General features: G+C 33.2%; 31 protein-coding genes. 2 read left to right on the top strand and 29 right to left on the bottom strand.

What is annotated here, in order from left to right:
* Window positions 1-11: 11 nt before the first annotated feature.
* The 15 genes from EP747_RS02660 to EP747_RS02590 all read right to left on the bottom strand — a co-directional run bounded on the left by EP747_RS02660 (window position 12) and on the right by EP747_RS02590 (window position 12396).
* Window positions 12-155 carry a YqzL family protein gene (locus EP747_RS02660; RefSeq protein WP_069034173.1) on the bottom strand — a complete coding sequence of 48 codons (144 nt, stop codon included), beginning with the start codon at window positions 153-155 and terminating at the stop codon, window positions 12-14.
* Window positions 156-388: 233 nt separating this feature from the next.
* Window positions 389-1297, bottom strand: a complete 909-nt coding sequence (gene era, locus EP747_RS02655) for a GTPase Era (protein ID WP_129688409.1) — start codon at window positions 1295-1297, stop codon at window positions 389-391.
* A complete protein-coding gene (locus EP747_RS02650; RefSeq protein WP_129688408.1) occupies window positions 1290-1688 on the bottom strand; it encodes a cytidine deaminase in 399 nt (132 codons plus the stop codon). The genes era and EP747_RS02650 overlap by 8 nt, the downstream gene beginning before the upstream one ends.
* Window positions 1689-1734: 46 nt before the next feature.
* Window positions 1735-2115 (bottom strand): diacylglycerol kinase family protein, encoded by a 381-nt coding sequence (locus tag EP747_RS02645; protein WP_129688407.1) that lies wholly within the window; start codon window positions 2113-2115, stop codon window positions 1735-1737.
* Window positions 2096-2572, bottom strand: a complete 477-nt coding sequence (gene ybeY, locus EP747_RS02640) for an rRNA maturation RNase YbeY (protein ID WP_025671608.1) — start codon at window positions 2570-2572, stop codon at window positions 2096-2098. The genes EP747_RS02645 and ybeY overlap by 20 nt, the downstream gene beginning before the upstream one ends.
* A 9-nt stretch (window positions 2573-2581) precedes the next feature.
* Entirely contained in the window at window positions 2582-4684 is a 2103-nt protein-coding gene (locus EP747_RS02635) for an HD family phosphohydrolase (protein WP_129688406.1), read from the bottom strand.
* 73 nt (window positions 4685-4757) lie between these two features.
* Window positions 4758-5720, bottom strand: coding sequence for a PhoH family protein (locus EP747_RS02630; RefSeq protein ID WP_097974242.1), 963 nt, complete (start codon window positions 5718-5720; stop codon window positions 4758-4760).
* A gap of 3 nt (window positions 5721-5723) precedes the next feature.
* The gene (gene yqfD, locus EP747_RS02625) at window positions 5724-6911 is read right to left on the bottom strand and encodes a sporulation protein YqfD (protein ID WP_129688405.1); all 1188 of its coding nucleotides are present in this window, start codon (window positions 6909-6911) and stop codon (window positions 5724-5726) included.
* A 48-nt stretch (window positions 6912-6959) separates the two neighbouring features.
* Window positions 6960-7208, bottom strand: a complete 249-nt coding sequence (gene yqfC / locus EP747_RS02620) for a sporulation protein YqfC (RefSeq protein ID WP_088011443.1) — start codon at window positions 7206-7208, stop codon at window positions 6960-6962.
* 445 nt (window positions 7209-7653) lie between these two features.
* Complete coding sequence (locus EP747_RS02615; RefSeq protein ID WP_129688404.1) at window positions 7654-8118, bottom strand: hypothetical protein; 465 nt, start codon at window positions 8116-8118, stop codon at window positions 7654-7656.
* A 471-nt stretch (window positions 8119-8589) separates the two neighbouring features.
* A complete protein-coding gene (locus EP747_RS02610) occupies window positions 8590-9039 on the bottom strand; it encodes a GatB/YqeY domain-containing protein (protein ID WP_069034181.1) in 450 nt (149 codons plus the stop codon).
* A gap of 14 nt (window positions 9040-9053) precedes the next feature.
* Window positions 9054-9227: a 30S ribosomal protein S21 gene (gene rpsU / locus EP747_RS02605; RefSeq protein WP_003152957.1), complete on the bottom strand. Its 174-nt coding sequence runs from the start codon at window positions 9225-9227 to the stop codon at window positions 9054-9056.
* 161 nt (window positions 9228-9388) lie between these two features.
* Entirely contained in the window at window positions 9389-10060 is a 672-nt protein-coding gene (deoC, locus tag EP747_RS02600; RefSeq protein WP_129688403.1) for a deoxyribose-phosphate aldolase, read from the bottom strand.
* Window positions 10061-10215: 155 nt separating this feature from the next.
* A complete protein-coding gene (locus EP747_RS02595) occupies window positions 10216-11433 on the bottom strand; it encodes an SLC45 family MFS transporter (protein ID WP_129688402.1) in 1218 nt (405 codons plus the stop codon).
* Between the two features lie 351 nt (window positions 11434-11784).
* Entirely contained in the window at window positions 11785-12396 is a 612-nt protein-coding gene (locus tag EP747_RS02590; RefSeq protein WP_129688401.1) for a sterol desaturase family protein, read from the bottom strand.
* 172 nt (window positions 12397-12568) lie between these two features.
* On the opposite strand from EP747_RS02590, the gene EP747_RS02585 reads away from it, so the two are divergent.
* Window positions 12569-12880, top strand: a complete 312-nt coding sequence (locus EP747_RS02585; protein ID WP_098233197.1) for a hypothetical protein — start codon at window positions 12569-12571, stop codon at window positions 12878-12880.
* Window positions 12881-12910: 30 nt separating this feature from the next.
* Here EP747_RS02585 and EP747_RS02580 read toward each other — a convergent pair whose 3' ends face one another.
* The 12 genes from EP747_RS02580 to EP747_RS02525 form a co-directional block, all read right to left on the bottom strand.
* Complete coding sequence (locus EP747_RS02580) at window positions 12911-13360, bottom strand: RDD family protein (RefSeq protein ID WP_165346802.1); 450 nt, start codon at window positions 13358-13360, stop codon at window positions 12911-12913.
* Window positions 13361-13504: 144 nt separating this feature from the next.
* On the bottom strand, window positions 13505-14218 hold the full coding sequence (locus EP747_RS02575; RefSeq protein WP_129688399.1) for a WxL domain-containing protein: 714 nt from the start codon (window positions 14216-14218) through the stop codon (window positions 13505-13507).
* A 405-nt stretch (window positions 14219-14623) separates the two neighbouring features.
* The gene (locus tag EP747_RS02570; RefSeq protein ID WP_129688398.1) at window positions 14624-15463 is read right to left on the bottom strand and encodes an SAM hydrolase/SAM-dependent halogenase family protein; all 840 of its coding nucleotides are present in this window, start codon (window positions 15461-15463) and stop codon (window positions 14624-14626) included.
* 783 nt (window positions 15464-16246) lie between these two features.
* Complete coding sequence (locus EP747_RS02565; protein ID WP_129688397.1) at window positions 16247-16426, bottom strand: hypothetical protein; 180 nt, start codon at window positions 16424-16426, stop codon at window positions 16247-16249.
* A gap of 5 nt (window positions 16427-16431) precedes the next feature.
* A complete protein-coding gene (locus EP747_RS02560; RefSeq protein WP_025568180.1) occupies window positions 16432-16728 on the bottom strand; it encodes a ferredoxin family protein in 297 nt (98 codons plus the stop codon).
* On the bottom strand, window positions 16729-18024 hold the full coding sequence (locus EP747_RS02555) for an FAD-dependent oxidoreductase (RefSeq protein WP_025568181.1): 1296 nt from the start codon (window positions 18022-18024) through the stop codon (window positions 16729-16731).
* Window positions 18008-19048 (bottom strand): electron transfer flavoprotein subunit alpha/FixB family protein, encoded by a 1041-nt coding sequence (locus tag EP747_RS02550; RefSeq protein WP_129688396.1) that lies wholly within the window; start codon window positions 19046-19048, stop codon window positions 18008-18010. The genes EP747_RS02555 and EP747_RS02550 overlap by 17 nt, the downstream gene beginning before the upstream one ends.
* The gene (locus tag EP747_RS02545; RefSeq protein WP_025568183.1) at window positions 19049-19876 is read right to left on the bottom strand and encodes an electron transfer flavoprotein subunit beta/FixA family protein; all 828 of its coding nucleotides are present in this window, start codon (window positions 19874-19876) and stop codon (window positions 19049-19051) included.
* Window positions 19877-20051: 175 nt separating this feature from the next.
* Window positions 20052-20906: a VOC family protein gene (locus EP747_RS02540; protein WP_129688395.1), complete on the bottom strand. Its 855-nt coding sequence runs from the start codon at window positions 20904-20906 to the stop codon at window positions 20052-20054.
* Window positions 20903-21262, bottom strand: coding sequence for a DoxX family protein (locus EP747_RS02535; RefSeq protein ID WP_129688394.1), 360 nt, complete (start codon window positions 21260-21262; stop codon window positions 20903-20905). Before EP747_RS02535 ends, EP747_RS02540 begins: the two co-directional genes overlap by 4 nt.
* A gap of 596 nt (window positions 21263-21858) precedes the next feature.
* Window positions 21859-22308 (bottom strand): RrF2 family transcriptional regulator, encoded by a 450-nt coding sequence (locus tag EP747_RS02530; RefSeq protein WP_129688393.1) that lies wholly within the window; start codon window positions 22306-22308, stop codon window positions 21859-21861.
* Window positions 22309-22482: 174 nt separating this feature from the next.
* Window positions 22483-22686 (bottom strand): alpha/beta-type small acid-soluble spore protein, encoded by a 204-nt coding sequence (locus tag EP747_RS02525; protein WP_129688392.1) that lies wholly within the window; start codon window positions 22684-22686, stop codon window positions 22483-22485.
* A 296-nt stretch (window positions 22687-22982) separates the two neighbouring features.
* Here EP747_RS02525 and EP747_RS02520 point away from each other — a divergent pair, with 296 nt between their 5' ends.
* Window positions 22983-24020 carry an LLM class flavin-dependent oxidoreductase gene (locus EP747_RS02520; protein WP_419179237.1) on the top strand — a complete coding sequence of 346 codons (1038 nt, stop codon included), beginning with the start codon at window positions 22983-22985 and terminating at the stop codon, window positions 24018-24020.
* A gap of 52 nt (window positions 24021-24072) precedes the next feature.
* On the opposite strand, the gene EP747_RS02515 is transcribed toward EP747_RS02520, so the two are convergent.
* Window positions 24073-24534, bottom strand: coding sequence for an SRPBCC family protein (locus tag EP747_RS02515; protein WP_129688391.1), 462 nt, complete (start codon window positions 24532-24534; stop codon window positions 24073-24075).
* A gap of 209 nt (window positions 24535-24743) precedes the next feature.
* Complete coding sequence (locus EP747_RS02510; protein ID WP_129688390.1) at window positions 24744-25172, bottom strand: DUF4395 domain-containing protein; 429 nt, start codon at window positions 25170-25172, stop codon at window positions 24744-24746.
* Window positions 25173-25184: the final 12 nt, after the last annotated feature.

Raw genomic sequence — 25184 nt, 5'->3', positions numbered from 1 at the left:
TTGGATGAAGGTTAAGTATGTAGGGAATCAATATCAGCTATTTCTTCATCAATGTAACTTTTCTGATCCACATGTTCCTGTTCAAGCTGCTTAAACAATAAATATGTCTCAACATTTCCAGTTTTAGAAAAGACATCCCAGGTAAAATTCAACATTGAGAAACCACCTTTCAAGAATAGCTACGACTCATTGCTCATTACCTATAGCCAATTACTTTCCCTGCTTACTTATAATGTGACCTTCTCTCCCGAATTTCATGTGTATAAAATTTATTAAAATAACAAATAAAAAGCTTGCAAAATCAAAAGAAATATGATGGGCTTTTTTGAACAAATGGTGATATAACTAGACCCCTGATTTTAAGCCACAATCCCTTGAATTTTGTCTCTTAATACTCATCCTCACGGAAACCTAAATCTCTTAATTGAGACATACGGTTACGCCAATCTTTTTGAACCTTAACCCATAACTCTAAGAATACTTTTGTATCAAGTAAGTTTTCTATATCTAAACGGGCACGCTTGCCAACCTCTTTTAACATGCTACCTTGCTTACCGATAATAATTCCTTTTTGGGAGGATCTTTCAACGACAATTGTTGCATTCACGTATATTGCATTTCCTTCTGGTCTTCTTTCAATTTGCTCAATAATAACAGCTATTGAATGTGGAACCTCTTCTCTAGTCAAATGCAATACTTTTTCTCTTATTAATTCTGAAATGATAAATCTTTCAGGATGATCTGTTACTTGATTTGCAGGATAATATTGCGGACCTTCTGGTAAATAAGTTTTAATAACTTTTAATAAGCGATCGACATTATTCCCTTGTAATGCTGAGATTGGAACAATTTCAGCAAATTGGAATAAATCTTTGTATTTATTGATTAATTCAAATAACTGATCAGGATGAATTGTATCAATTTTATTAATGACTAAAATTACTGGACTACGACTTCCTTGCAGCTTCTCAATAATGAATTCATCTCCGCGACCAAATCCTTCATTGGCATTTACCATAAATAACGTAGCGTCAACATCCTTAATTGATTCTTGAGCTACCTTTACCATAAAATCACCAAGTTTGTGTTTTGGTTTATGGATTCCTGGCGTATCTATAAAGACAATTTGTGCATCATCTTCTGTAAAAACGCCTTGAATTTTATTACGAGTAGTTTGAGGCTTATCACTCATTATAGCTATTTTTTGACCAATTACTCGATTTAGGAATGTACTTTTCCCTACATTTGGTCTACCTATAATTGAGACAAAACCTGATTTATAACTTTCTTTATTCATTCAAATCCTCCGATGTAAATGCTCCTGGCAATAATTCTTTTACTGTTGTTTCTTGAATTGCTCCGTTTAAGTTTGATAAATATACGACTGTATCTGGACCACTAAGTTCAAATAAAACTTGACGGCATGCTCCACAGGGAGCAACAGGTCCTTCGGTATCAGCGACTACCGCCACTGCTGAAAACTCCGTAATGCCATCTGAATATGCTTTGAATAATGCTGTTCGTTCTGCACAATTCGTTAGACCATATGATGCATTTTCTATGTTACAACCACGAATAACTTGACCATCCCTTGTAAGCAATGCTGCACCAACTTGAAATTTCGAATATGGTACATACGCGTTTACCCTTGCTTTTATCGCTTCATTTATAAGTTGTTGTTTATCCATTTATGTAGCCTCCTATTATAAGCCCGAACACGCAAGTGGGGTCTTATTAACGTAGTATAGTAAAATACGGAAAAAATAGCAAAGCACCTATAATGATTGAAACGATTGCAGCGACTAACACCGCACCAGCTGCAACATCCTTCGCTTTTTTTGCTAAAGGATGTTTATTAGGTGAAGCTAAATCTACAACTGCTTCAATTGAAGAATTTACAAGCTCTAGCGAAATAACAATTGTAATAATAAGCAAAAGGATTAACCAATCTATTCGACTAATATGTAAATAAAACGCAAGGCCGATTGAAATGAGTGCTGCAAATAAGTGGATTTTTATATTTCTTTCATCCTTTATGACTTTAAAAATACCACTAAATGCAAAACCAAAAGATTTAAATAATGGCGCTCTTTTTTTAGAGTCTTTCAAGGCCATATTTTTCTAATATTTCTTTTTGTTTTGTAAACATCACTTTCTCATCGGCTTCATTCATATGATCATAACCAAGTAAATGTAAACATCCGTGAACTGCTAAAAAACCTAATTCACGGCGGAACGAATGACCATATTCCTCAGCTTGTCTCTTAGTAGTAGGAATCGAAATGACAATATCACCTAAGGTACGTGGTAAGTCAACTCCAATGATTTCAATTTCGCCTTCTCCTAATTCTTCCATTGGAAATGAAATAACATCAGTAGCACGGTCTTTCTCACGATACTCTTTATTAATTTCATGAATTCTTTCATCATCTACAAATGAAACTGCAATTTCAACTTCACCCGTTACACCCTCATATTCAAGTGCACACTCTAGTAAACCTTTTATATCAGATTGCTGTTCTTTAGTCACTTCATTTGTTTCATCTATAAAATCAATTTCTAATTGAACCATTTTCTCACCTTATCTTTCATCTGGATACTGTATTCTTGAATGAAAAGTTCCTTTTAAAGTCTCACACAATGATTTCTCAACAATATGTAATTCTTTTAAATTTAATTCACACATTGCAAACTGACCATCGTTCAAACGATCATTCATAATTGATGAAACTAATATCTCGATTTTTTCCATATCAGGGTCTTTTAACGAACGAACTGCGGCTTCAACACTATCAGCAATTCCTACAATAGCCGATTCCTTTGAATGAGCTTTTGGACCAGGATATCTAAAATCACTTTCTTTAACATCAGGATTTGTCTCTTTTTCCTTATAATAAAAATACTTTAATAAAGTTGTACCATGATGCTCTGCTGCAATATCAATAATATCTTTTGGCAAATTATATTTTTTTAGTATTTTTACACCATCACTTACATGCCTTAAAATGATATCTTTACTTTGAATCGGTTTAATACGATCATGAGGATTATGACCACCCATTTGATTTTCTATAAAGAATCCTGGATTATTCGTTTTACCTATATCATGATAATATGCTCCTACTCTAGCTAACAAGCCATTTGCACCAATCGCTTCACAAGCACCTTCAGCCAAATTTGCAACCATTATACTATGATGGTATGTACCCGGAGCCTCTAATAAAATTTTTCTTAATAAAGGATGATTTGGACTACCTAACTCAACAAGTTTAAACGAGGACACCATTCCAAATGAATCTTCTACAAAAGGTAAAATCCCCATCGTAATGACACTTGATAAAACTCCTGAAGTAAGTCCCATTAATAAATAAATCCCAATTTCTACAGATGAATATTGACCATTCCGAATTAAGATCAAAGAAAACAGAGTAGCAATATTAACAAGTGAAATTAAAAATCCAGCATGGAGAATCATTGAACGCTTATTTTTAACCTCATTTAAAAATAAAACAGCGATTGAACTAAATAAAATATAGATTCCAGTCGAGTAATTAATTGCGCCATTTACATCTTCATTAAACATTAAACTGCCGCAAATAGAGAAAATAATCGACGAAACCATTAAATATCGATTACCTAATAAAAACTTTATCAATAAAGTCCCAATCGCAACTGGGGCTACATATACAAGCCCTGAGAACTCAACCTTTTGAAACAAGCTTACAATTTTCAAAATTAAGATTGTAAAAATTACAATGCTATAATATGTAACGATGTATATATTCCCTTTTTCTTTTAAAGTTGCCGTTTGCTTCAATACGAAGTACGCCAAAACTCCAATTAATAAAATTAATCCAATATACGGTTGGATCGACTGTTTGTTTTTTATTAAGCCAACTAATTTTAATTGATCATATTTTTCCTTTGTAATTGTTTCTCCGGCTTTTACTAAGACTTGTCCTTGTAAAATATAGACACTATCTACACTTTCACTTTCTAGACGTTTTCTCTCTTTTGTCTCCTCAGCATCAAAAAAGTAGTTTGGCACAATCGCAAATTCACCAATTGAGATCATCGCATCCTTTAGTGAAGGATTAACGCTTACATATGATAATTCATTTCTTAGCTTTCCACGAGATTCTTCGATTTGGTTCGTAGTAATTTCCTCAGACATTACATTGTTAATAGCTGTATTTAACGAAGCTTTAGTAATATTTAACTGTTCTTCTGACGATTTAACTAAAGTGCTAAATACACTATCTTCTAAGTTTTTACGAATATCGTCAGGTAGTTTTTTCTTAACATCACTAGTTTCTTTATCAATTAATGCTTGTCCTGTAGGATTATCACTCTTTGCATTTTCATTTTTCACTTCTGTTACAATATCAAAAATTGAATTTACTATATCTATACGTTTTTGTGTATAACTTTCCTCATATTTATATACATCCTCAACTCTTGCTGCAGCCTCAAGTCGCTTTTTAGCAGTAGCTCCTTTATCCTCAATCGTGATAGGTGAATAAATATTATCATCAGCAATTGATAATAGCTGAATGTCGTATTTTACCGGTCTAACATGACTAACTAAAAGAAGAAAACTTAATAAGCTGAATGCAATGGTACATAGTAATATGACAAGAGTTTGATTCTTAAAACGCTGAATTAAAGCTTGCAAACTATTCATTGTTTCCCCTTTCTAGAAATGCACCTCATCATAAAAATACGAAATGACCCTATCAATGTAGGGTCACTACGAATCATTCTTTTGCTAAATCATAAGCTTGAATAATCTTTTGTACTAGCGGGTGACGAACTACGTCAGTTTGTTCCAAGATCGTCATACCAATACCCTCAACACCTTTAAGTGTATTTTGAGCTGATATTAAACCAGACTTTACTCCTTTAGGTAAATCAATTTGTGAAGGGTCACCTGTAATAACCATTTTAGAGCCAAATCCTAAACGGGTCAAAAACATCTTCATTTGAGCCATAGTCGTATTTTGAGCCTCATCCAAAATGACAAAGGCATCTTCTAAAGTACGTCCCCTCATATAAGCTAAAGGTGCAATTTCAATTGTTCCTCTTTCAATTAAACGCACTGTATGCTCTTGCCCTAAAACATCGTGTAGAGCATCATACAATGGTCTTAAATATGGGTCGACCTTTTCCTTTAAATCTCCTGGTAAAAATCCTAAACTTTCTCCAGCTTCCACAGCAGGTCTTGTTAAAATAATTTTACTTACTTTATTATTTTTTAATGCTTGAACAGCCATGACAACTGCAAGATATGTTTTACCTGTACCAGCAGGACCAATTCCAAATACTAAATCATTTGATTGAATTGCACGAAGATAATGTCTTTGTCCAAAAGTTTTAACTCGAATTGGTTTTCCTTTTGAATTCTTAATAATTTCTTCGTCATACAACCTTGCAAATGATGACAGCCTTCCTTCTTTAGCCATCTGAATTGAGTACGTAACATCCCTCGATGTAATACTCACTCCATTTCGAATAACCTCTAAAAGAGCTTGAATGATTTGCTCAACAGTTTTCACATCTTCATTCGTACCTGAAACTTGTACAGATTGACCACGTGACACAATCTTAACATCAAGCAAATTTTCAATTATTTCTAGATGCTTATCGTTTGTACCAAATAAGGCAATTGCTTCGTTTGGATCCTCTAGTTGTTGATTGATCGTTAGTAGTTGTTCTGGCATTACTCAGTCCCCTTGAACAATAGTTTTCGTTTTTGTGATGTCTTCTAAAACTTTATAATACATTCTTAAATTAACTTTACCATTGTCTATTGACTCGTGCAAAACTTTTTCTTGTAAAATCTTGGCATCTGGACTTAACTTTTTCATTAATTCCTTCTTACCAATTTGTTTTCCAAGTTGAGCAGCCTGTACTTTAGAGTATGTTCTAACATATTTTTCACTTTCCAGAATTGTTTTTTTACTGAAAAAAATCGGCAATTTCCATTTTAAAAATTTAAATTGATACGAACTACTTTCATCTTCAAAAGACTTATATTTATTCTTATCAAAACCCCAAAATTTTATTTTATTTTCCTTAGTTCCAATATAATAACTAGTTTTTCTCTCTCCTGTAAGCACCGTAAACGGAGTATCTAAAGGAACACTTATAATTTCCTCTCTCCAAACTTCTCCCATGATTTTGCCAACAGCTGGGACTAAAATAGGATGATCTTCCGTCCCGATTATTCCGGATACTAATATTTGACCTTTTTTCACAAAATCATTCTTTACTACAAGTGGTTTCCCCTTTTCAACAAACATGCTTGAAATAACTGCTTCTTCACTTGCAATAATATGACGCGGACTTAACGCCTTCTCAGGCTTAGGTATGTGCTTTTCAACTACCTCAAAATGAAAGGTAGTCCCATTTAATTGTACACCAATCCAGGTTAATGTTGGATTCTCATCTTGTAACTTTTTCTGGATTGTTTGCATTCTAGGTAAAGTAAATTGAGATGCGCCAGTCTTAACTCCCATCCCAGTTAAATCTTTCCGAAGTTTATACTCAACTTCAGGTGAAGCACCTTTTATATCAATTCTCCAAACCATATTTGAAAGCAAAAATAACACAACTAAAAAGCCAACAACCCCTACAACAAATCCAAAATACTTCCAAGCTCGTCTAACTTCAAAAGGCAGCCCCTTCCTGCCAATAAAATAAACCTTATATTCTTTTTTCCGAGGAATATTCTTAATCCGTTTATAATCTTTCAGCTCAATTGTAAAAGTAATCGAATTTGTTCCACTTTTCTTCACATCACGAAGTGGAATACCCTTACGCATACATTCATTTAAAAAACGTTCTGGTCCAAGCCCAATCACTTTTACTTGAACCATCCCTGTAAGATTTGAAGTCCATTGGTTTTTCATCCTAATCCCCCATGTTCATTAGACTGATCATGGTGTAAGTTCTAGATGCTATTCATTAATAAAATACACATGCTCAATTTCGCCTTCTAACAAAATCTCCTCAGGTAACATCGTCTTCAAAACAAAATCTTTGCCCTTAATCAACAACTGCCCCTGCTTCATTAACAAACGCAATTCATTGTCCGAATACACGAGTAACCCTCTATGGTTTTCAATATAAATATGTAGTTGACCTAACATAGTAATACGTGGTAATTCCAATAATACATCTGGTGGTAAGTCCATCTTACTTGACATCCATGTTTTTAAATTATGCGCTAATCTTTTCAAGATAGACTCCTCCCCCTTTCATATCATATTTATGATGAATTTTGAGAAGGTATGATATAAAAAGAAAAAGGTAAAGGAAATTAAAGATGAATATTTGGATTTTATAAAAGTGGGGGTTATTGATTTTAGATTATGTTGAGGAATGCGATCTATGGGTACTGTCGTCTGGATGTGGTGCGGCAATCAAATGATTAAGGGGTCAAATTTCTTTATCAAGAGCCCTTTTGTTGTTGATTTTCAGTTATGTCAAAGATGCTCTATATCATTCGTGTATGGTTGAGTAGTATTTTTTGGCAAGTAGCAAAATCTTATAATGAGCGAGTGGGTAGAAACTTTTTTCGTTTATTATAAACTTTTGATACAAAAAAACCGAGAACAATTGACTATTCTCGGTTGAAATTTATATACGTTTTTACAATCTTCTTTGGTTTGTAACATCTTGATAAACATCTTGTTTTCCTTGTGAAGTAGTAACCCACCAAAGAACCCCTTGTGTGAGAAAGAAAAGACTCCACATTACTACAAGACCAATTGAAGTTATATCACGATTCCCATCACCGTATATCCCTTTGACTGTAACATAAGTGATGAGTCCACTCATTATCAAACCTATCAACTTAATTAGTAACGGCCTTTTAGCCATAGATGTATCCATTTGTGGTGAATCATTTGTTTCTGTTATGAATGGCTTTTTATAGGATCTAGCATAGTCATGAACCCCTTGCTTAATCTCATCTTGTAGTCGTTCTTCGTCACCTATTGCCATCTCTTTCGTAATAAAGATTAATGAAAATGCGAATGGTACGACAATTATTAACCAACCTAAAGCAAATGCTATTCCACCGAAATCATTATGTAAATCTCCGAACGGTGTCATTACTCATCTCTCCTTTACAAGTAGACGATAAACAAATGCATTGTTCATCTATATTCATCATACCGAGTAACATTATTTCTATATGTGATTTAAATCACACATTTAGTCAAATATAGACTAAAATATTAAATTTTTTCCCATTGACATATAGTACAAAAAAACCGAGAACATATAGCTATTCTCGGTTGAAATGTTTTATTTACTTACTTATTTGTTCATACGAACTTTTGATTGTAGTTTTCTCCAGACTGGATTATGCAGATTTCAATTAAGGGTAGAAATTCACACCCAAAATGGTTAAGTGCGGATCTTAATTAATTGAAGCAGTTTACAACCAAATTTGATTTGTATGGAGCTCAATTGAAGGATAAAGTTTACACCAAGACATTTAAGTGAAGCAATCATTATCACATAATTCATCCAGAACCACGCAATTAAAAAACAAAAAAATAAACGTCTATAAATAGACGTTTATTTTAACAGACTTGCTACAGCTTTATTCACAGAAGAGCCATCAGCTTGTCCTTTTACTTTAGGCATAACTGCACTCATTACTTTCCCCATGTCAGCTTTTGATGTAGCACCGACTTCTGAAATTGTAACACGTACAATTTCAAGAAGTTCCTCTTCAGATAATTGTTGAGGCAAGTATTCTTTTAGAATCAGTAACTCTTGCTTTAATTTATCCACAAGGTCTTGACGACCAGCTTTTTCGAATTCCAGGAGGGAGTCTTTACGTTGTTTCACTTCACGAGTTAAAATTGTTAACTCTTGATCAGCTGACAATGTCACATTATTCCCTAAGCTAATTACTTCATTTTGTAATGACGCTTTCACCATTCGAATAACTGCTAACTTGTCTTTGTTTTTTTCCTTCATCGCTTGTTTCATATCTGAATTCAAACGTTCGAGAAGACTCATAGTAACACCCTCTCTTAGAATTTACGTTTTCTCGCTGCCTCTGATTTTTTCTTACGTTTTACACTTGGCTTTTCATAAAATTCGCGTTTTCTTGCTTCTTGTAGCGTACCAGTTTTAGAAACTGAACGTTTAAAACGACGAAGAGCATCTTCTAAAGATTCGTTTTTACGAACGACTGTTTTAGACATCTTACTTTTCCCTCCCTCCAAGCTACCACTTACAATCAATAAAACACTGCAAAAAAGAACACTTTTCCACATGTCTTTTACGATTATAATACATAAACTATTGATAGGTCAACAGGTAAATGTCAAGTTTGAAACTTAACACCCTTTGCCATTAAAAGGAATCAATAGCCTTCTGTTGCTACGTTTCCTTGGACAATCGTGATTCCATTACTTGTACCAATTCGAGTTGCTCCAGCTTTAACCATTTCATTTACACTTGCTATATCACGAACTCCGCCAGATGCTTTAACGCCAATATCAGGTCCAACTGTTTTTCTCATTAATGCTACATCTTCTACAGTTGCACCACCAGTTGAAAATCCTGTTGATGTTTTAACGAAATCTGCACCGGCTTTTACAGAAAGCTTAGAAGCCATTTCTTTTTCTTCATTCGTTAAAAGACTTGTTTCAATAATTACTTTTACTAATGCTTTACCTTTTGCTGCATTTACAACTGCTGCTATATCTTGTTCAACAGTATCATAGTCCTTATCTTTTAAAGCTCCGATATTGATCACCATATCGACTTCCCCGGCTCCATTTTCAATTGCATTCTTAGTTTCAAACGCTTTCGTTTCTTTTGTATTCGCACCTAAAGGAAACCCAATTACAGTACAAACTAAAACTTCAGAGTCCTTTAACAAACTTGCACAATGACTCACCCAAGTTGGATTCACACAAACCGAAGCAAAATTATGTTCTTTTGCTTCTTGACATAATTTTTCAATTTGAGATTTAGTTGTTTCAGGTTTTAAAACTGTATGATCAATCAATTTATTGATATTAGTTGTCATTTTGTAGTGCTCCTAACTTATGTTTTTTTCAAAAATACCCTTTTAATAGACACTGAAATATCAGCATTTATTATTATTTGTTTTTTAATTTTAATTATGTGAAACCTGTACTTAAAATTTACTAACTCAGCAAAAAAAAATTCAAAGCATCAAATTTATATAGATGCATTTGAATTTTTTTCGACTGTTTTATGATTGTCTTTTACTTTAAGCATCATGAAGAATGAAATTGTAATAAAGAAAAAACCATACAAGAACATGAACTTGAATCCAATTAGATCCATAATTGCACCTAATAATGGTGGTGATACAATATTGGAAATCGATGAAAATAAATAATATAAGCCTGTGTAAGTTCCAATAAATCCCAGCGGTGCCATCTCAGCTAAGAAAGGATATGAATTAATGTTTACTAATGCCCAAAAACATCCCATAATCAAAAAGACTATTCGAATGAATAATAAGTCCTTTAAGAAAAATAAAACAATAAACCCAATCATAATTCCAAATATTCCAATTAATATACTGCGTTTCTTACCAATTTTTGTTCCAATAAACCCAGCAGGAATTGCAAAGATTAAAAATGCTAATGATATGAAAGCAAATGAAAACGCCGCTGCACTAACTTTTACCCCTAAATAAACTTCCCCATAACGTGTAAAAAAGGTTTCAATCCCATTAAATCCCGTAAACCAACTTAGAATTGCTAATAATAGAAATAATGCACTTTTATTCTGAATGGCTGAACGAAAACCTTCTCTTAATTTTACCTTTTCTTCAGCATGCTCATAAATTAAAACATCTCTTTTTTCTCTAATAAAGAAAAAAAGAATTAAAAAACTAAATAACATTAAAAATCCTGCCAAGTAAAAAGGAAATCCTTTATTTAGATCCCACAAAATAGAACCTACAAAGAATGCAATTAAAGCACCAATTCCACCCATAAAATTAATGACACTATTCGCCTTACTTCTTTGTTCAACTCGTGTTAAATCGGGCATAAGTGCTATAACAGGAGAACGGAAAATACTCATACTTAAATTCATAAACACAATAAAAAAAATTAGCATAAAAAGTGTTTTATGCACTGGAATTAAAAAGGTAAATAATGCTGCAAGAGGCATTCCGACCATTAAAAATGGCATTCTTCTACCAAATCGTGTGTCTAAACGATCACTATACATTCCAACGGCAGGTTGTAGAAATAATGCAAAATAATTATCAAACGTCATAATAAAACCAATTAAAGCAGATGACTTTAAATAATCGCTTAAAAGTTTTGGCATAAAAGCATTATATACGGACCATGTAAGACTAATTGCAAAAAATCCAAATCCTAAAAGCATAATTTTTTTGTAATTTAGTTTAGTCATTCGAATTTCTCTCTTCTATTATCTGTCTAAAAATATTTTCTAAATGAGTTCGATCCAATGACACAATCATCCCCCCTTATCCTCAGTATAGTAGGCAACACAATCAAATATTTACCCTTTTTTCAATTTTTATAAAATATTAATTTATTAATAAAAGTTCATAAAATAGGCTGTTTCATTAAAAAAATGGAGCCTTAAACCGACAAAAATACCTAGCGTAAACACTAGGCATTTTCTTTAATCATTTTAATAATATATAAAGTACAACCGGCAATAATGCCTCAGGCAACCACCAATTAAAAAAGATAATAGTAAATCATTATTCATCCAAGATACCTCATTACTTGCAGTTTACATTCTTTCTTCTAAGGCTTTCGCCGTATTACTTGTTACTACTTCCTTCTCATCCTTCAACGTACCAAAAATCCCGTCAAAAATAGGCGTCGATACGCCATACCAAAAGTTTTCATTTTTAAAATGATGCAGGATATGTAGCTTTTTAATTCGTCGTCCTACTTTCGTTATTGGTTTAATTGGTCTGTGAGCTACATAATGCTTCCATTCGTACACTAGTAACATAAAAACTAAACCTGAACCAAATGCGATCGTTTGTATTAGATCTTTCGATATCAAAAAATAAATGATACAAAGTGATCCTAAATTCGGAATGCTATACCATATCGGTAAAAATAACAATTTTAAATCATCAGGATACGTATGGTGATCATAATGAATTCTTTTCATAAATTTAAGAAATAGTTTATTTTTTGGTGCCTTTATGTGGAAAACGAAACGATGAGTTATATATTCACTAAACATAAAAAAGATTAATCCTATAATGAAAATTAAGACAGTAATCCACGATAAATGAAATCCTATACAATAAATAATTCCAACTAAAAAAAGTACCCCCATCACAATAATATCGAAATGAAGAAAAAATTCTCGATATAGTCCCTTCATAATTCCCCCCCTTATCTATACATAAATTATCTTAATATCAAATTTATATTTCAATATTATTTATGAAATTCCTTTTAAAGTTCTATTCGAGCTGATTATTAATTTTGAATAAAGCACTGGTCGGTGAGGATAATAAAAATGATAACCAAAAATACGTAAAAGGGAGATCTATATGGAAAAAAGGAGATATTATGTATCCGTTCAAGCAAAAACAATTGTTCCAAATCAAGGGGACGCACCATATGAGTTAGAAATCGATGCTACGATCGATGAAAAACATAGACTCGAAAGAATTTTCCATCAGATTGACAGTTATGATGAAGCAGCAGGTATTCAAACTGCTTTCATCATTCCAATCACGAATTGGAGCCAAGAAAACAACGATGGTTATGACTATTTTTTAAAACAAGCCTATGCAATGATTTATGAATTAGGTACTGAAGAAACACGTGCCCATATACGCCAGATGAAAATTTTAAAATAAAAAGAAAGCTCAGTGAGCTTTCTTTTTATTTTAAACATCAATTACTTTTGTTTTTGCAATTAAATCATGTAATGTTCTTCGGTCTGCAGAAAAAATGAAAAACGGATCAACAAATGCAACAAAACCTACAACTAATGAAAAATATGGTATTTTGATGTATCCTAAAAGGAAAAAAATTTCTCTTATAATCATCGTCTTTAAATTTACTTCTTGATCATTGTTCTTAACAATTGCAATTTTTAACCAACGCTTTCCTAATGTTTGCCCTTTCCAAACAAATGTAGGGATCAAAATATAAAATATAATAACACTAATAATGGATAGTAGAGAAGACCCTCTAGTAGGATTAAAAAATGTTGAAAACTTTGTCATTCCAGTAATAATAGAAATGGCAAAAATAAAAAGAAAAATTATAAATCCATCAACCAATATTGCTAATAACCTACTTGATCTACTTGCTAATTTAGAATATGATTCCAATAAAATCTCCACCTTTAGTTTCTAAGATGTCCTTAACGACAGTTTAAATTATACAGAATTTTTAATTGGAAAAATATAAAAAGCCTGATAGAAAGTACCTATCAGGCTAATAAATCTTGATTAAACTTTTTATGTAGATTCAGGTTATACACCTGGAGCATCGACTAATGTCCAAGTAACAATTGCTTCATGATTACCTATTGTTGCTGAGCCACCAGGAATTTGCAAGGTAACATTATTATTTACTGCACCATCATTAACATCAGGATTTGGGCCTAACCATCTTGTTAACCAAGTACCAAGTCCCGTACCAGGTTCTGCAGTTACAACTGATGATTCAGTTAATCCATCTGTATTTAATGTAATCGTTTGAGCAGGCGTTGGACCAGTTCCACTACCTGGTGTTACTACTGATCCATTTTTAAATGTAAGTACCGCTCCAGGTAGTGATTCACTTGCACCGTTTGTAAACTTACTAGCTTTTGCTGTCACTTTCCACCCTGCACCAGTACCTCTGCGATCAGAAACTTGGATAAAAGGCTTTTTAGATGTAGAAGAATAAACTTGATCACTAGTTGAAACTTCTTTCGAACCAAATTGAACTGAAGAAACAAAGTCCAAAGTTAACGGACCTGTCTCACCTGTAGGAGGATCTGTTGGATCAGTAGGACCAATTGGCTCTAATGGAGTTGCTGGGTCGGTTGGATCTACTGGTGTTACTGGACCTGAACCTTCTGTAAAATTAATACCTGCTTTTGAATTTGCTTGAGACGTAACAGCTGCAAAAGATGTGTTTGCCGCACCAACAAGTGTTGAAAAACTTACTACGCCAATTGCTACAATTTTTTTAACCTTCATTTAATCAAAACCCCTTAAAAAAATTCTTCAAAAAAGATGCTTTCAAAGAACTAAACATCTATCTAGAAGTTACTGCCAATTATAGTAAAGTAAAATTCAATTGTCTGTGAATAATTTGTGAAAACGTTCACTAAATTTTTACCTTTAATTTTACAAATCCCCTAAATATAAGAAATTTAATAGAGTCAAAAATGAATTTTACGTGAAATATTTCACGTAAAATTATAAATTCTAATTCGAAAGCTCCAATTTTCCGATTAAAATTCACTGCAAAAAAAGAAGCCTACTTAAATATAAGTAAACTTCTAAGTTAAAATTTTATTGATTAATTACTAAAATTTGGGAATAAGGAAAACTATGTCTTTTTCTACTAACCCCAAATTATTTGAAACTCTCAAGCTTTCCCTACTTACTTTTAAGTGTTATTTCCCATTCTATACCTGTATCAATTCCGTATTCATCGGTAAACGAGCCTTGATTTACAGCAACTGCCATTTGATCTAGACTGTTTGCATATAGGATTGGTTCTCCAATTGCTACATCAGCAAATGATTTTCCATATTTTACGGCTTGTTTGTATACTTTTCTTCCTTGATGTGTAATTAGTACTTCAACAAAGTCCCCATGAGAAACGCCTTGTTTAAGAAAATCTGTTCGACCAATATTCGTCCAAATACTACCATAACGAACATCAAGTATATCTATTGTTCCGGTTATCGAATTGTTTTCACTATGGCATTCTTTAATTGGTAATTTTATGTAAGAATTTGAATCTACTTCTGGACCTATATTTTCGAAGTCGATTACACCAGAAGCTAATCTTGCACCTGTAAAAGCAAATATATCTCTCCCATGGAAAGTATAAGATTCGCTTGAATTTGGTAGTCTATTAATTTCTTCGTCAATGACTCTTAATTGGTTGATTCCATATATTTTGCCAACATGTGTTAATGTTCCGTTATCAGGTGTTATAATGAAGTGATTTGTATTTGTTCGAGCCACTATACTTCTACGATCTGAGCCTACACCTGGGTCTACAACTGAAACAAATACTGTTCCAACTGGCCAGTAATTCATTGTTTGTACAAGTCGGTAAGAAGCTTCCCAAATATTGTATTGAGGTATATCATGGGTCAAGTCGTAAATCCTTATATCTTGATTTACACTACAAGAAACACCATACATAGCGCTAACTGCTCCATCTAGTAATCCAAAATCTGACTGAAACACTAATGCATTTCCCATCTAAACACCCCTAATTGTTTGAATATTTAAAATCAAATATAAATTCAATCTATTATTTAGTCAATGATATTATTCGTATTTTATTGAATGAAATTAATTATAGCTTTGCTTTTCTTTACTTATTAGGTTCGAATTGTATAGTTTTGGTAAATTTTAATTCTTTTAACCTTAATGTCCGTTTCGACGTTTCCCTTAAACCTCAAAATAAAAAAGATATAGTTGTTAGAGACTATACCTATTAATAACATTAATATTTAAAAGTATACAGTTTGGAATTGCAGGCACATCAACATTTATTACTACCTTTATTGTCCCCTAGATTTATATAATAATGTATTCTAATTTAAAAACTTGTGTACAATTTAGGGAACTTTTTAATTAAAGTGGACAACCCTTAATGAAAATTTAACTAAATCTTCCTATTAAATGTTAGAGTGGACGAACTGTATGAATGTATTGAAGAAAAGATCATATTAGTGGGCTATTTTTTGTAGAAGGAATATATTCAGTACCGGTGCTATTTTAGAACCCCAAAAAACGAAAATAGAAAACGGAACATATAGAATTGTTTTTATGGTATACGAGTTAATGTGATATAATTCTTCAGTGTTTTTAATTGTTTCTGAAAATTTTTTTATTATAGTAGAAGCTGTCTTACTTTGAGGCTAAATCAGTTATTAAATGTAATTGGGGGCTATATGAGAGGTAACTAAAACCTCCCATATAGCCCCCATATTTTATACGTTTTTTTATTCTTATATCGATCTATTTAAAAAAGATAAATTATTTTGGAGTGAAGAGTTGAATTAATTCTGTGCAACTAATCTTCCTTAGTAGATCGAAACTTGCCCAACTACAAACACGATCCTCCCAAGCTACTAAGCAATGATTATCTTTAGTTTCCATAACCGTTCCCACAGCACCATCTAAGCTAAACATAACATAGTTGCCTATCGAGAACATTCCAATCACCCCAATCTAAATATAATTCCGTGCCCACCTTTCGGATATTCCCATTTAATATTTTGATGAGGACAGCCTATTCTACAGCTTCCACATTCATGACATCCCTCGTATCCAACATGCATTCGAATATTTTCCCATTTATAAACTTCTGCTGGACAAAATATCGTACAGATCTTATCGGGGCATTTTGTCATACAAATATCGGAATCTAGTACAGTTAAGTGCGATTTTGTATCGGCATTAAAACGAACGAGATACTGCTTTTCTTCGATTGTACTTTCTTTTTTTGTCTCACTCATTTATTTCATCACCTTCCATGCTTTGTATACATCTTTCGCAAGCTTAAGCTTAGCCTTTGCTCCTCCTATGTTACTCATAATATTCTTTTGTTTTTCCCATTTAGATTTACCATCTACTGTAAACATTTGGCTGGCAGATTTATTTAATAGTGGAATATATTGCTCGAAATATTGAGGGAATTTTTCAAAATGATGTGTTGCATCTTTATATTTTTTCAAATCCTGTCCTACGAAGCTATTTAGCAATTTATCAGCGTACGGTTTTAAAGCAACATCAGAGTAGTTATCAATTGCTTTTGCTTCGATAATGGTCTCTGCTGCTAATCTTCCAGATGTCATTGCCATATTTGAGCCTTCACGATGAATTGCATTTACTAACTGTGCTGCATCACCAATTACCAATACTCCGTTTCCTACTAATTTAGGAATCGATTTGTACCCACCTTCAGGAATTAAATGCGCAAGGTATTCTTGCGGTTCGCTTCCTTGAATATACGGTCTAATCATCGGATGATTCTTAACGTATTCAAGTAAATCATAAGGTTTTAATTTGTTTTCAATCATTCCTGATAATAATGTACCGACCCCAATACTAAGAGAATCTTTATTTGTATATAAAAATCCTGTGCCAACTATGCCTTTTGTCGCATCTCCAAATAGCTCGATTGCTACCCCTTGGTTACCTTCAAGACCAAATCGATCTTGAATTATTTTACTATCCAGCTTTAAAATTTCCATTGTAGCCAAAGCGACTTCATCTGGTCTCCATTCTTTATGGAAACCTAAAGATTTTCCTAAAAGTGAATTTACGCCATCAGCCAGCACTACAACATCGGCATATAAATCTCCATCTGGTCGATCTGTTCTTACCCCAACTACCATATCGTTTTCAACAATACACTCGAGAACAACCGTTTCATTGATTAATAATGCACCTTGCTCTACTGCTTTTTGAGCAAACCATTGATCAAACTTTGAGCGAAGAACAGTAAAATTATTATAAGGTTCTTCAGCAAATTCAAGACCTTTATATCCAAAGGTTGTAGCGGATTGTTTATCAAGCATCATAACTCGTTGCTCTACAATCACACGCTCAATTGGTGCATCCTTCCAAAATTCAGGTATAACGTCCTCCATCATTTTACGATACAATACGCCACCCATAACATTTTTCGAACCAGGATACTCTCCTCTTTCAATAAGGACAACATTAACACCATTTTTTGCGAGCTCGTATGCACATGAAATTCCTGCTGGGCCTGCTCCAACGACAATTACATCAAATTTTTCCGGCATGATCGTGATTTTCCTCCTTTAAAGAAAAACTTTCTTGGAATTGGTTAATCAGCATTGGTACAATTTCAAATGCGTCTCCTACGATGCCGTAATGACAAGATTGAAAAATTGCCGCATTCGGATCTTTATTTATCGCAATAATGAGACCTGAATTTTGCATCCCAACAATATGTTGTATTGCACCAGATATCCCAATTGCAAAATAAATTTTTGGTGTAACCGTTACGCCAGTCTGACCTACTTGATGATGATGTTCGACCCAGCCAGCTTCAACTACATCACGACTTGCTCCAACAGCCGCTCCAATCGATTCAGCAAACATATGAATCAACTGAAATCCGTCTTTACTACCTAATCCTTTGCCACCCGCTACGATAATATCCGCTTCATCAATGCGAACCTTCTTAGTTGTTGCACGTACAATCTCTAATACTTTTGTACGAATATCTTCTTCTTTTAAATCAATTTCCTCTTCGATCACAACTCCTTCAGCACCAGGAATAGGAGCGAGCGCTTTCATTACCTTTGGACGAACAGTAGCCATTTGAGGTCTATATTTCTTACAAAGAATAGTTGCCATTATATTTCCACCAAATGCAGGTCGACTTGCTAATAATAGTCCTGTATCTTCTTCAACATCTAATACAGTTGTATCGGCTGTTAAACCTGTAGGTAAGTCAGTTGCAACTGCACTTGCTAAATCCTTCCCTTTGGAAGTTGCACCATATAATAAGATTTCGGGCTTATATTTATTACAACATTCAAGAACTGCTTTCATATAAGATTCCGTACGATAATCCTTAAAAATTGGATCATCATATACATAAACGATGTCAGCACCGTATTCAAATAACGTAGAGGCTAATGATTTCACATTTTCACCAATTAATAATCCTGCTAATTCGCAACCACGTTTTTCTGCTAATTCTTTACCAGCTCCAAGTAATTCAATTGAAACGGGTGCTATGACTTTATCGTTTTCTTCAATAAACACCCAAATACCTTTGTACTCTGAGAAATCCATTTATACCCCTCCTTTCACTTCAAATAACTCTTTCTTCTCATTTAAAATCTTCATCAGTTCATTTACTTTTTCTAATGAAGTTCCTTCAAAAACCGTTCCACCTTTAGCCTTTGGTGGAGCCCATACTTTCGATACAATTGTTGGTGAACCTTTTAAACCTAATTGTTTAATATCAATATCTTCTAAATCCTTCACGGCCCAAATGGTCGGGTTATACCTTGCAGCTTTTATCATATTTGTGAGTGATGAATATGGAACTTCATTTATTTCCTTCTCAACTGCAAATAAACAAGGTAAACTCGTTTTAATCACTTCATGGCCATCTTCTATTTTTCGATGAACAATTGCATACCCTTCATCTTTATTAATTTCTTGAACCTTCTTAACTGATGTTAACGGTGGTATATCTAAACGACGTGCAATCCCAGGTCCAACTTGTCCAGTATCACCGTCAATTGTCATCTTTCCACAAATGATTAAATCAATCGCTTGAATTTGTCCTATTTTCTCAATCGCCTTTGTCAAAGCATAACTTGTCGCTAAAGTATCTGCCCCAGCAAATGCACGGTCTGAAATCATATACCCTTCATCTGCACCGATTTCAATACATTTTCTTATAGCTTTTACAGCAGGTGGTGGTCCCATTGTAATAACTGACACTGTTCCACCATATTTATTCTTAATTCGAACAGCTTCCTCTACAGCATGAGCATCATACGGATTTAATATTGCTGGAGCACTAGCACGATCCATCGTATTCGTTTTAGGATTCATCTTAATGATCTTCGTATCTGGCACTTGTTTTATACAAACCACAATATGTAACACTTTTTCACTCTCCCTTTTTCTTCCCGTCTCCCATAGTTAGTAAATGTACATGTTGTTCAAATATATTATTTTTATTTAAAAAATATGATAGAATGCAACTAAAAAATGAGAAACGAAAAAAAGAGACATTCACAACTTAGTAGTTGAAAATGTCTCTCATTATAATTTAAATTCATTAACCAACTAATAGTTGGATTGTTATGCCTGAAGGGTCCTTAGTAAATGTAACTCCATTTTCTACAAAAACAAAAGCTCCCATATTCTTTAAACGATTTACTACCACCGATTTTTCTTCTTCACTTGGATATAGCAATGTAAAGTTCTTTAATCCTGCACTGCTATCAGAAGGTGTAACTCCTCCTGCACTATGCCAAGTATTTAAACCGATGTGATGATGATAACGTCCAGTTGAAATAAATAATGCCTGGCTTCCATATTTCGTTACAACATCAAATCCAAGCCCTTCACAATAAAACTTCTCTGTGCTTTTTAAATCAGAAACTTGTAAATGGATATGCCCCATAATTGTTCCTTTTGGTAGTCCAGTAAAAGCTTCATTCTCAGCAAGTGCCAAAAGCCCCTCTACATCTAATCGTTTACTATCCATAACGACATACTCATTATGCCATTCCCAATTTTCTGATGGACGATCTGCATAAATTTCAATACCATTCATATCTGGATCCGCTAAATAGATTGCTTCACTGACTAAATGATCCGAACCACCTTGAAGCGGATTTCTAGTTTCAATCAGATGCTTAAGCACGATACCTAAATCTTTTCGAGTAGGTACTAATAACGCAAAATGATATAATCCTGTATTTTGCTCATTTCTAGGTGTAACATTGTTTGGCTGCTCTAATTTAATTAAAACATTTACCCCATCTGCTGTTAAACTAGCATTTGTAGTTGAATGTTCCAAAACTTTTAAACCAATAACCTCTTGATAAAAGGCTAATGAACGCTCTAAATTTGCAACTTTTAATTCAAGTGATGGAGCATAAACTTTTGGCTTTTGATGAAAATTCATTTTAATTTACCTCCTCTAGAAAATAGTACAATTAATGTTAACACTAACAGAATGAATGGAGCCATTGCAACACTCATGCCTTGACCCGCATGTAAATGAGTAAATACTGCTCCTACCATAATAATTGCCAATCCGACTGAAGCAAGCTTACCTAATATCAACTTCCAATAACCAACTAATAAACCAATTGCACCTAACACCTCAAATGAACCAATCGTATACATCATACCTTTTGAAAACCCATAAACCTCTTTAAAATCATGTAACATTTGAGTATTGCCACTTAATTTCACAAATCCGGACATTAGAAATGCAATAATTAAAATCCCTTGAATAATTCGCGTAAACCATTTCATTCAAAACCTCTCCCCTTTTTTTGTTTTTTTACTGAACTTATATTAAGTACAGTTAATTTTAGAGTTTTTTTACTGAATTTTTACTGTTCTTAGTTCGGAAACAGTAATACTTAAAAAAATAGTGTGGTTGAAGTTAGTTGGTTACTTTTTGTAAGTACCTTTGATTTAAGTACAGTATATGCGATAACTGTTCTCATTTCAAGTGCATTTTTTAAATTTTAATTAACTAAGTACCCAAAGCTAAAATTTTGGTACTTGGAGAGATATTATTTGCTTTACAAAGCCTTTTTAATAAATTTTGAAAATAATCATTTTGTTTCAAATAGAACACCTCACATTAATTCATTAAAAAAGTCCAATCGATCATGAATCTGAACAAAATCACTTCAATCGATACCAAAATTTGATATTTTTTCACGTAATTTATACTCTTTTATGTTTTATTAGCGATTTCGTTATTTTTATTTGTGATTCTTAAAATTTAATTGGGATATGACTAATTTAATTACGAATCCAAATTTTATTTGTGCTCATCTTCTTACAGCCCACCATCCCCAACAAAATAAAAATATCGTACATCCAAATGTACGATATTTTCAAAGTGATTCGATCGTTTTATGACTGGCACGTCTTACAAAATCCGCCAAAGTATAGTTACATAAAAAGCCAAGTAAGTGTTCTTCTGCTTCAATTGCAAAGTCTGAAAATACGTTGTTCATTACACGTCCACTAGTACAGTCAGATGTGGATTCAATTAGTGCGGTTGATAGAGGTTCTGTCATTTGTAGTGCAATGTAGACTTGTTTTAAGGTAATTTCCTCAGCTGACTTAGCTAATAAATAGCCGCCATCTCGTCCTTCTCTTGCTTCTACTATTTTTTCTTTTACGAGGGGAGCCATGATTCTTCTCATAAATGAAACACCTGATCTAATATGTTTTGCGATTGCTTTACTTGGTGTAACCCCTTCTGTTGTTGCTAGTAAAACTAATGCCTGAATAGCAAATCCGAACCACTTAGGTGTAACGGAATTTTTACAACTTGACATAATTTATCACCATCCAGTGATATTATTATCTCCCGTTTTTGTATCCCTTGCAAGTATATAGTAGTTTTTAGTCTTGTTTAAATATGAGTAGATAACGATTTACTGGATGGATATAGTTGTTTTTAGACAATAAAAAAAAGGATAGAAAGTTTGCTTTCCATCCTCATTTTTTATTTAACGAGCATATCCGCCTAGGCTTTGTTCTGCCATTTGAACTAGACGCTTCGTAATTTCCCCACCAACTGAACCGTTAGCGCGTGAAGTTGTGTCTGGTCCTAAGTGCACTCCAAATTCAGAAGCTATTTCGAACTTCATTTGCTCAATTGCTGAAGTTGCATTAGGTGAAGCATATTGATTTGAAGATCTTCTGTTTGCCATGTTGTCGACTCCTTTGTCTTTTGGATGCTCTGATGTTGTTTATCAGATTAAAGATAGTATGATTCTAAAAATTTATTCTATACATTTATTTACAAATTTTTTTCTTTTTACCAAAAGTACTTCTTGTTACCATATGAAGTTTTCCTGTATAAATATTTCCAAGTTCAAAAACTTGTATTATGTCTTTATATTTTCTATAATCTTAGCATACTGTATATAATTAAAACACAGTTTATTAAATGAGAACGTCTCGTTATTTCCATATATTGTAAAATGTTTTTTAGGAGGAAAAATTTATGATGAATAATCGTTTCCAAGATAAAGTTTCTAAGAATTTAAGTGAAATACCTTTATCTGTATTAGACTTAGCACCAGTTGTTGAAGGAAGTACTCCTGCTGATGCCTTTAAAAATAGTCTTGATTTAGCACAGCATGCTGAAAAATGGGGATATCACCGTTACTGGTTTGCCGAACATCATAATATGCCAGCAGTTGCAAGTTCAGCTACTTCAGTTGTAATTGGACATATTGCAAGTGGAACATCAACTATTCGAGTTGGTTCTGGAGGAATCATGTTACCAAATCACGCTCCTTTAGTCATAGCAGAACAATTTGGTACATTAGAATCACTACATCCAGGTCGTGTTGATCTCGGATTAGGTCGTGCCCCTGGTAGTGATATGTCAACAACGAGAGCGTTACGTAGGGATTTACGCAGCCATGAAGACTTCCCTGCTCAATTAGAAGAATTACGTAATTACTTTAATCCGCCAGGTGGATTAGGCAGTTCAACGGTTCAAGCTGTACCTGGTGAAGGTTTAAATATACCAATTTGGCTACTAGGATCAAGTGGCTTTAGTGCTCAGTTAGCTGCTGAATTAGGTTTACCATTTGCATTTGCAGCACATTTCGCCCCAGACTATACAGTCCAAGCAATGCAGTTGTATCACAATAACTTTAAACCATCTAAAACTTTAGATGAACCATATGCAATGATTGGCTTAAATGTTGTCGTTGCTGACACGGACCAAGAAGCAAAAAGACTTTTCACAACACAGCAACAATCATTTTTAAACTTAGTTCGAGGTGGTAAACCAGCTCTTTTAAAACCACCAGTTGACGATATGGATGAAATTTGGAGTCCATATGAAAAAGAAACACTTGAAAATCAAATGAAACTATCGGCTATTGGTACAATCGAAACCGTTACTGAAAAGCTACAAACAGTTTTAAATATAACAAAAGCTGATGAGATTATGGTAAATGGTTCTGTTTTCGATCATGCGGCGCGTTTATATTCATATGAATTATTAAGTAAAGTATCAAATAAATAAAAAAAAAGGAGGGTATAAGATGCTCTCCTTTTTTTTTGTATAGAAGCTCCTATTAATCCTGCTCCTTTAAAGCTTCTTGTTCAACTCTTTGTAAAAATTCATGTACTGCTTTTAAATTATTCCCCTTTGGATTAGCTAGCTTTAACATTGCACGTCCGATAAAATTTACTCCAGCATTCGTGCCTTCATAAATAAATTTTGTATGTTTATCATCTATTTTTTCTAATGTAAATGTCAGATTCGTTTCAAATGCATTTGCTAAAACAAAATGGATTTGCTTTTTTTTATATGATTCAGTATCTTTGTATGCTAAAGTTTCAACAATATAAGATTCTACACGTTTTCCTTCTCTATAACTTTGCTGATGCTTTGCACCTGCTTCGTTTTCGTTTTTATCGATTAAATTATGCTCTTCAACTTTTGGCATTATTTTCTTAATATTTTTATCTAAAAATAGACTCCATACTTTTTCGATATTTGTATTAATAACAATGTCTTCTTTCCATTTAATCATTATTTTTATTCTTCCTTCCTGGAGCAATAAGTTTATCTATTTCGTTTAATTTTAAAGTTAATCAATTTCTATTTTTTTTCGATTAAATTTCTTTAAAAAACTTGGAGAACACCATAATTTCAAATACTATTTCTATTATACCGAAATATGTTTTCATATCATAAAAAAAGCCCTCTCTTTTAATGAGAAGACTCTGATTTTTATTTAATTTACCTTAAGCTTTTTCGGTATTTATATTGGTTCCATTGAAAATGAATATAACATCCAATGCAAAATCCATTGATTGCGATAAACGATGCTAATGCGACCATAATTGAAAACACATAAAATAATACGTTCCAACCAACTAATGCACCAATAAATTCTAGAGATAAGCAGGTTACTGCAATAGATTGATTAAAATTTTGTTGTCCTTTATCCTCTTGCGGATAGCTCGATGGTTTCTTTTTTAAAAACCGTTTAGCAAATTTTATGATTGGATGGAAATCAAAAAGTAATCCACTAAGTCCACTTATTAAAGGAATAAGTAGTAGCCAGTACTGACCAGTGATCCAAGTTAATATAACAGAAATAAAGATCGTCCATTGATTTGTACGAACTAAAGGTAATGGAATTGTATTTATTTTTGGATTGGACATACCAAAAACCAA

Source organism: Gottfriedia acidiceleris, assembly GCF_004138285.1.
Taxonomy (GTDB): Bacteria; Bacillota; Bacilli; order Bacillales; family Bacillaceae_G; genus Gottfriedia; species Gottfriedia acidiceleris_A.
This window is presented reverse-complemented; position numbering and strand designations above follow the sequence as displayed.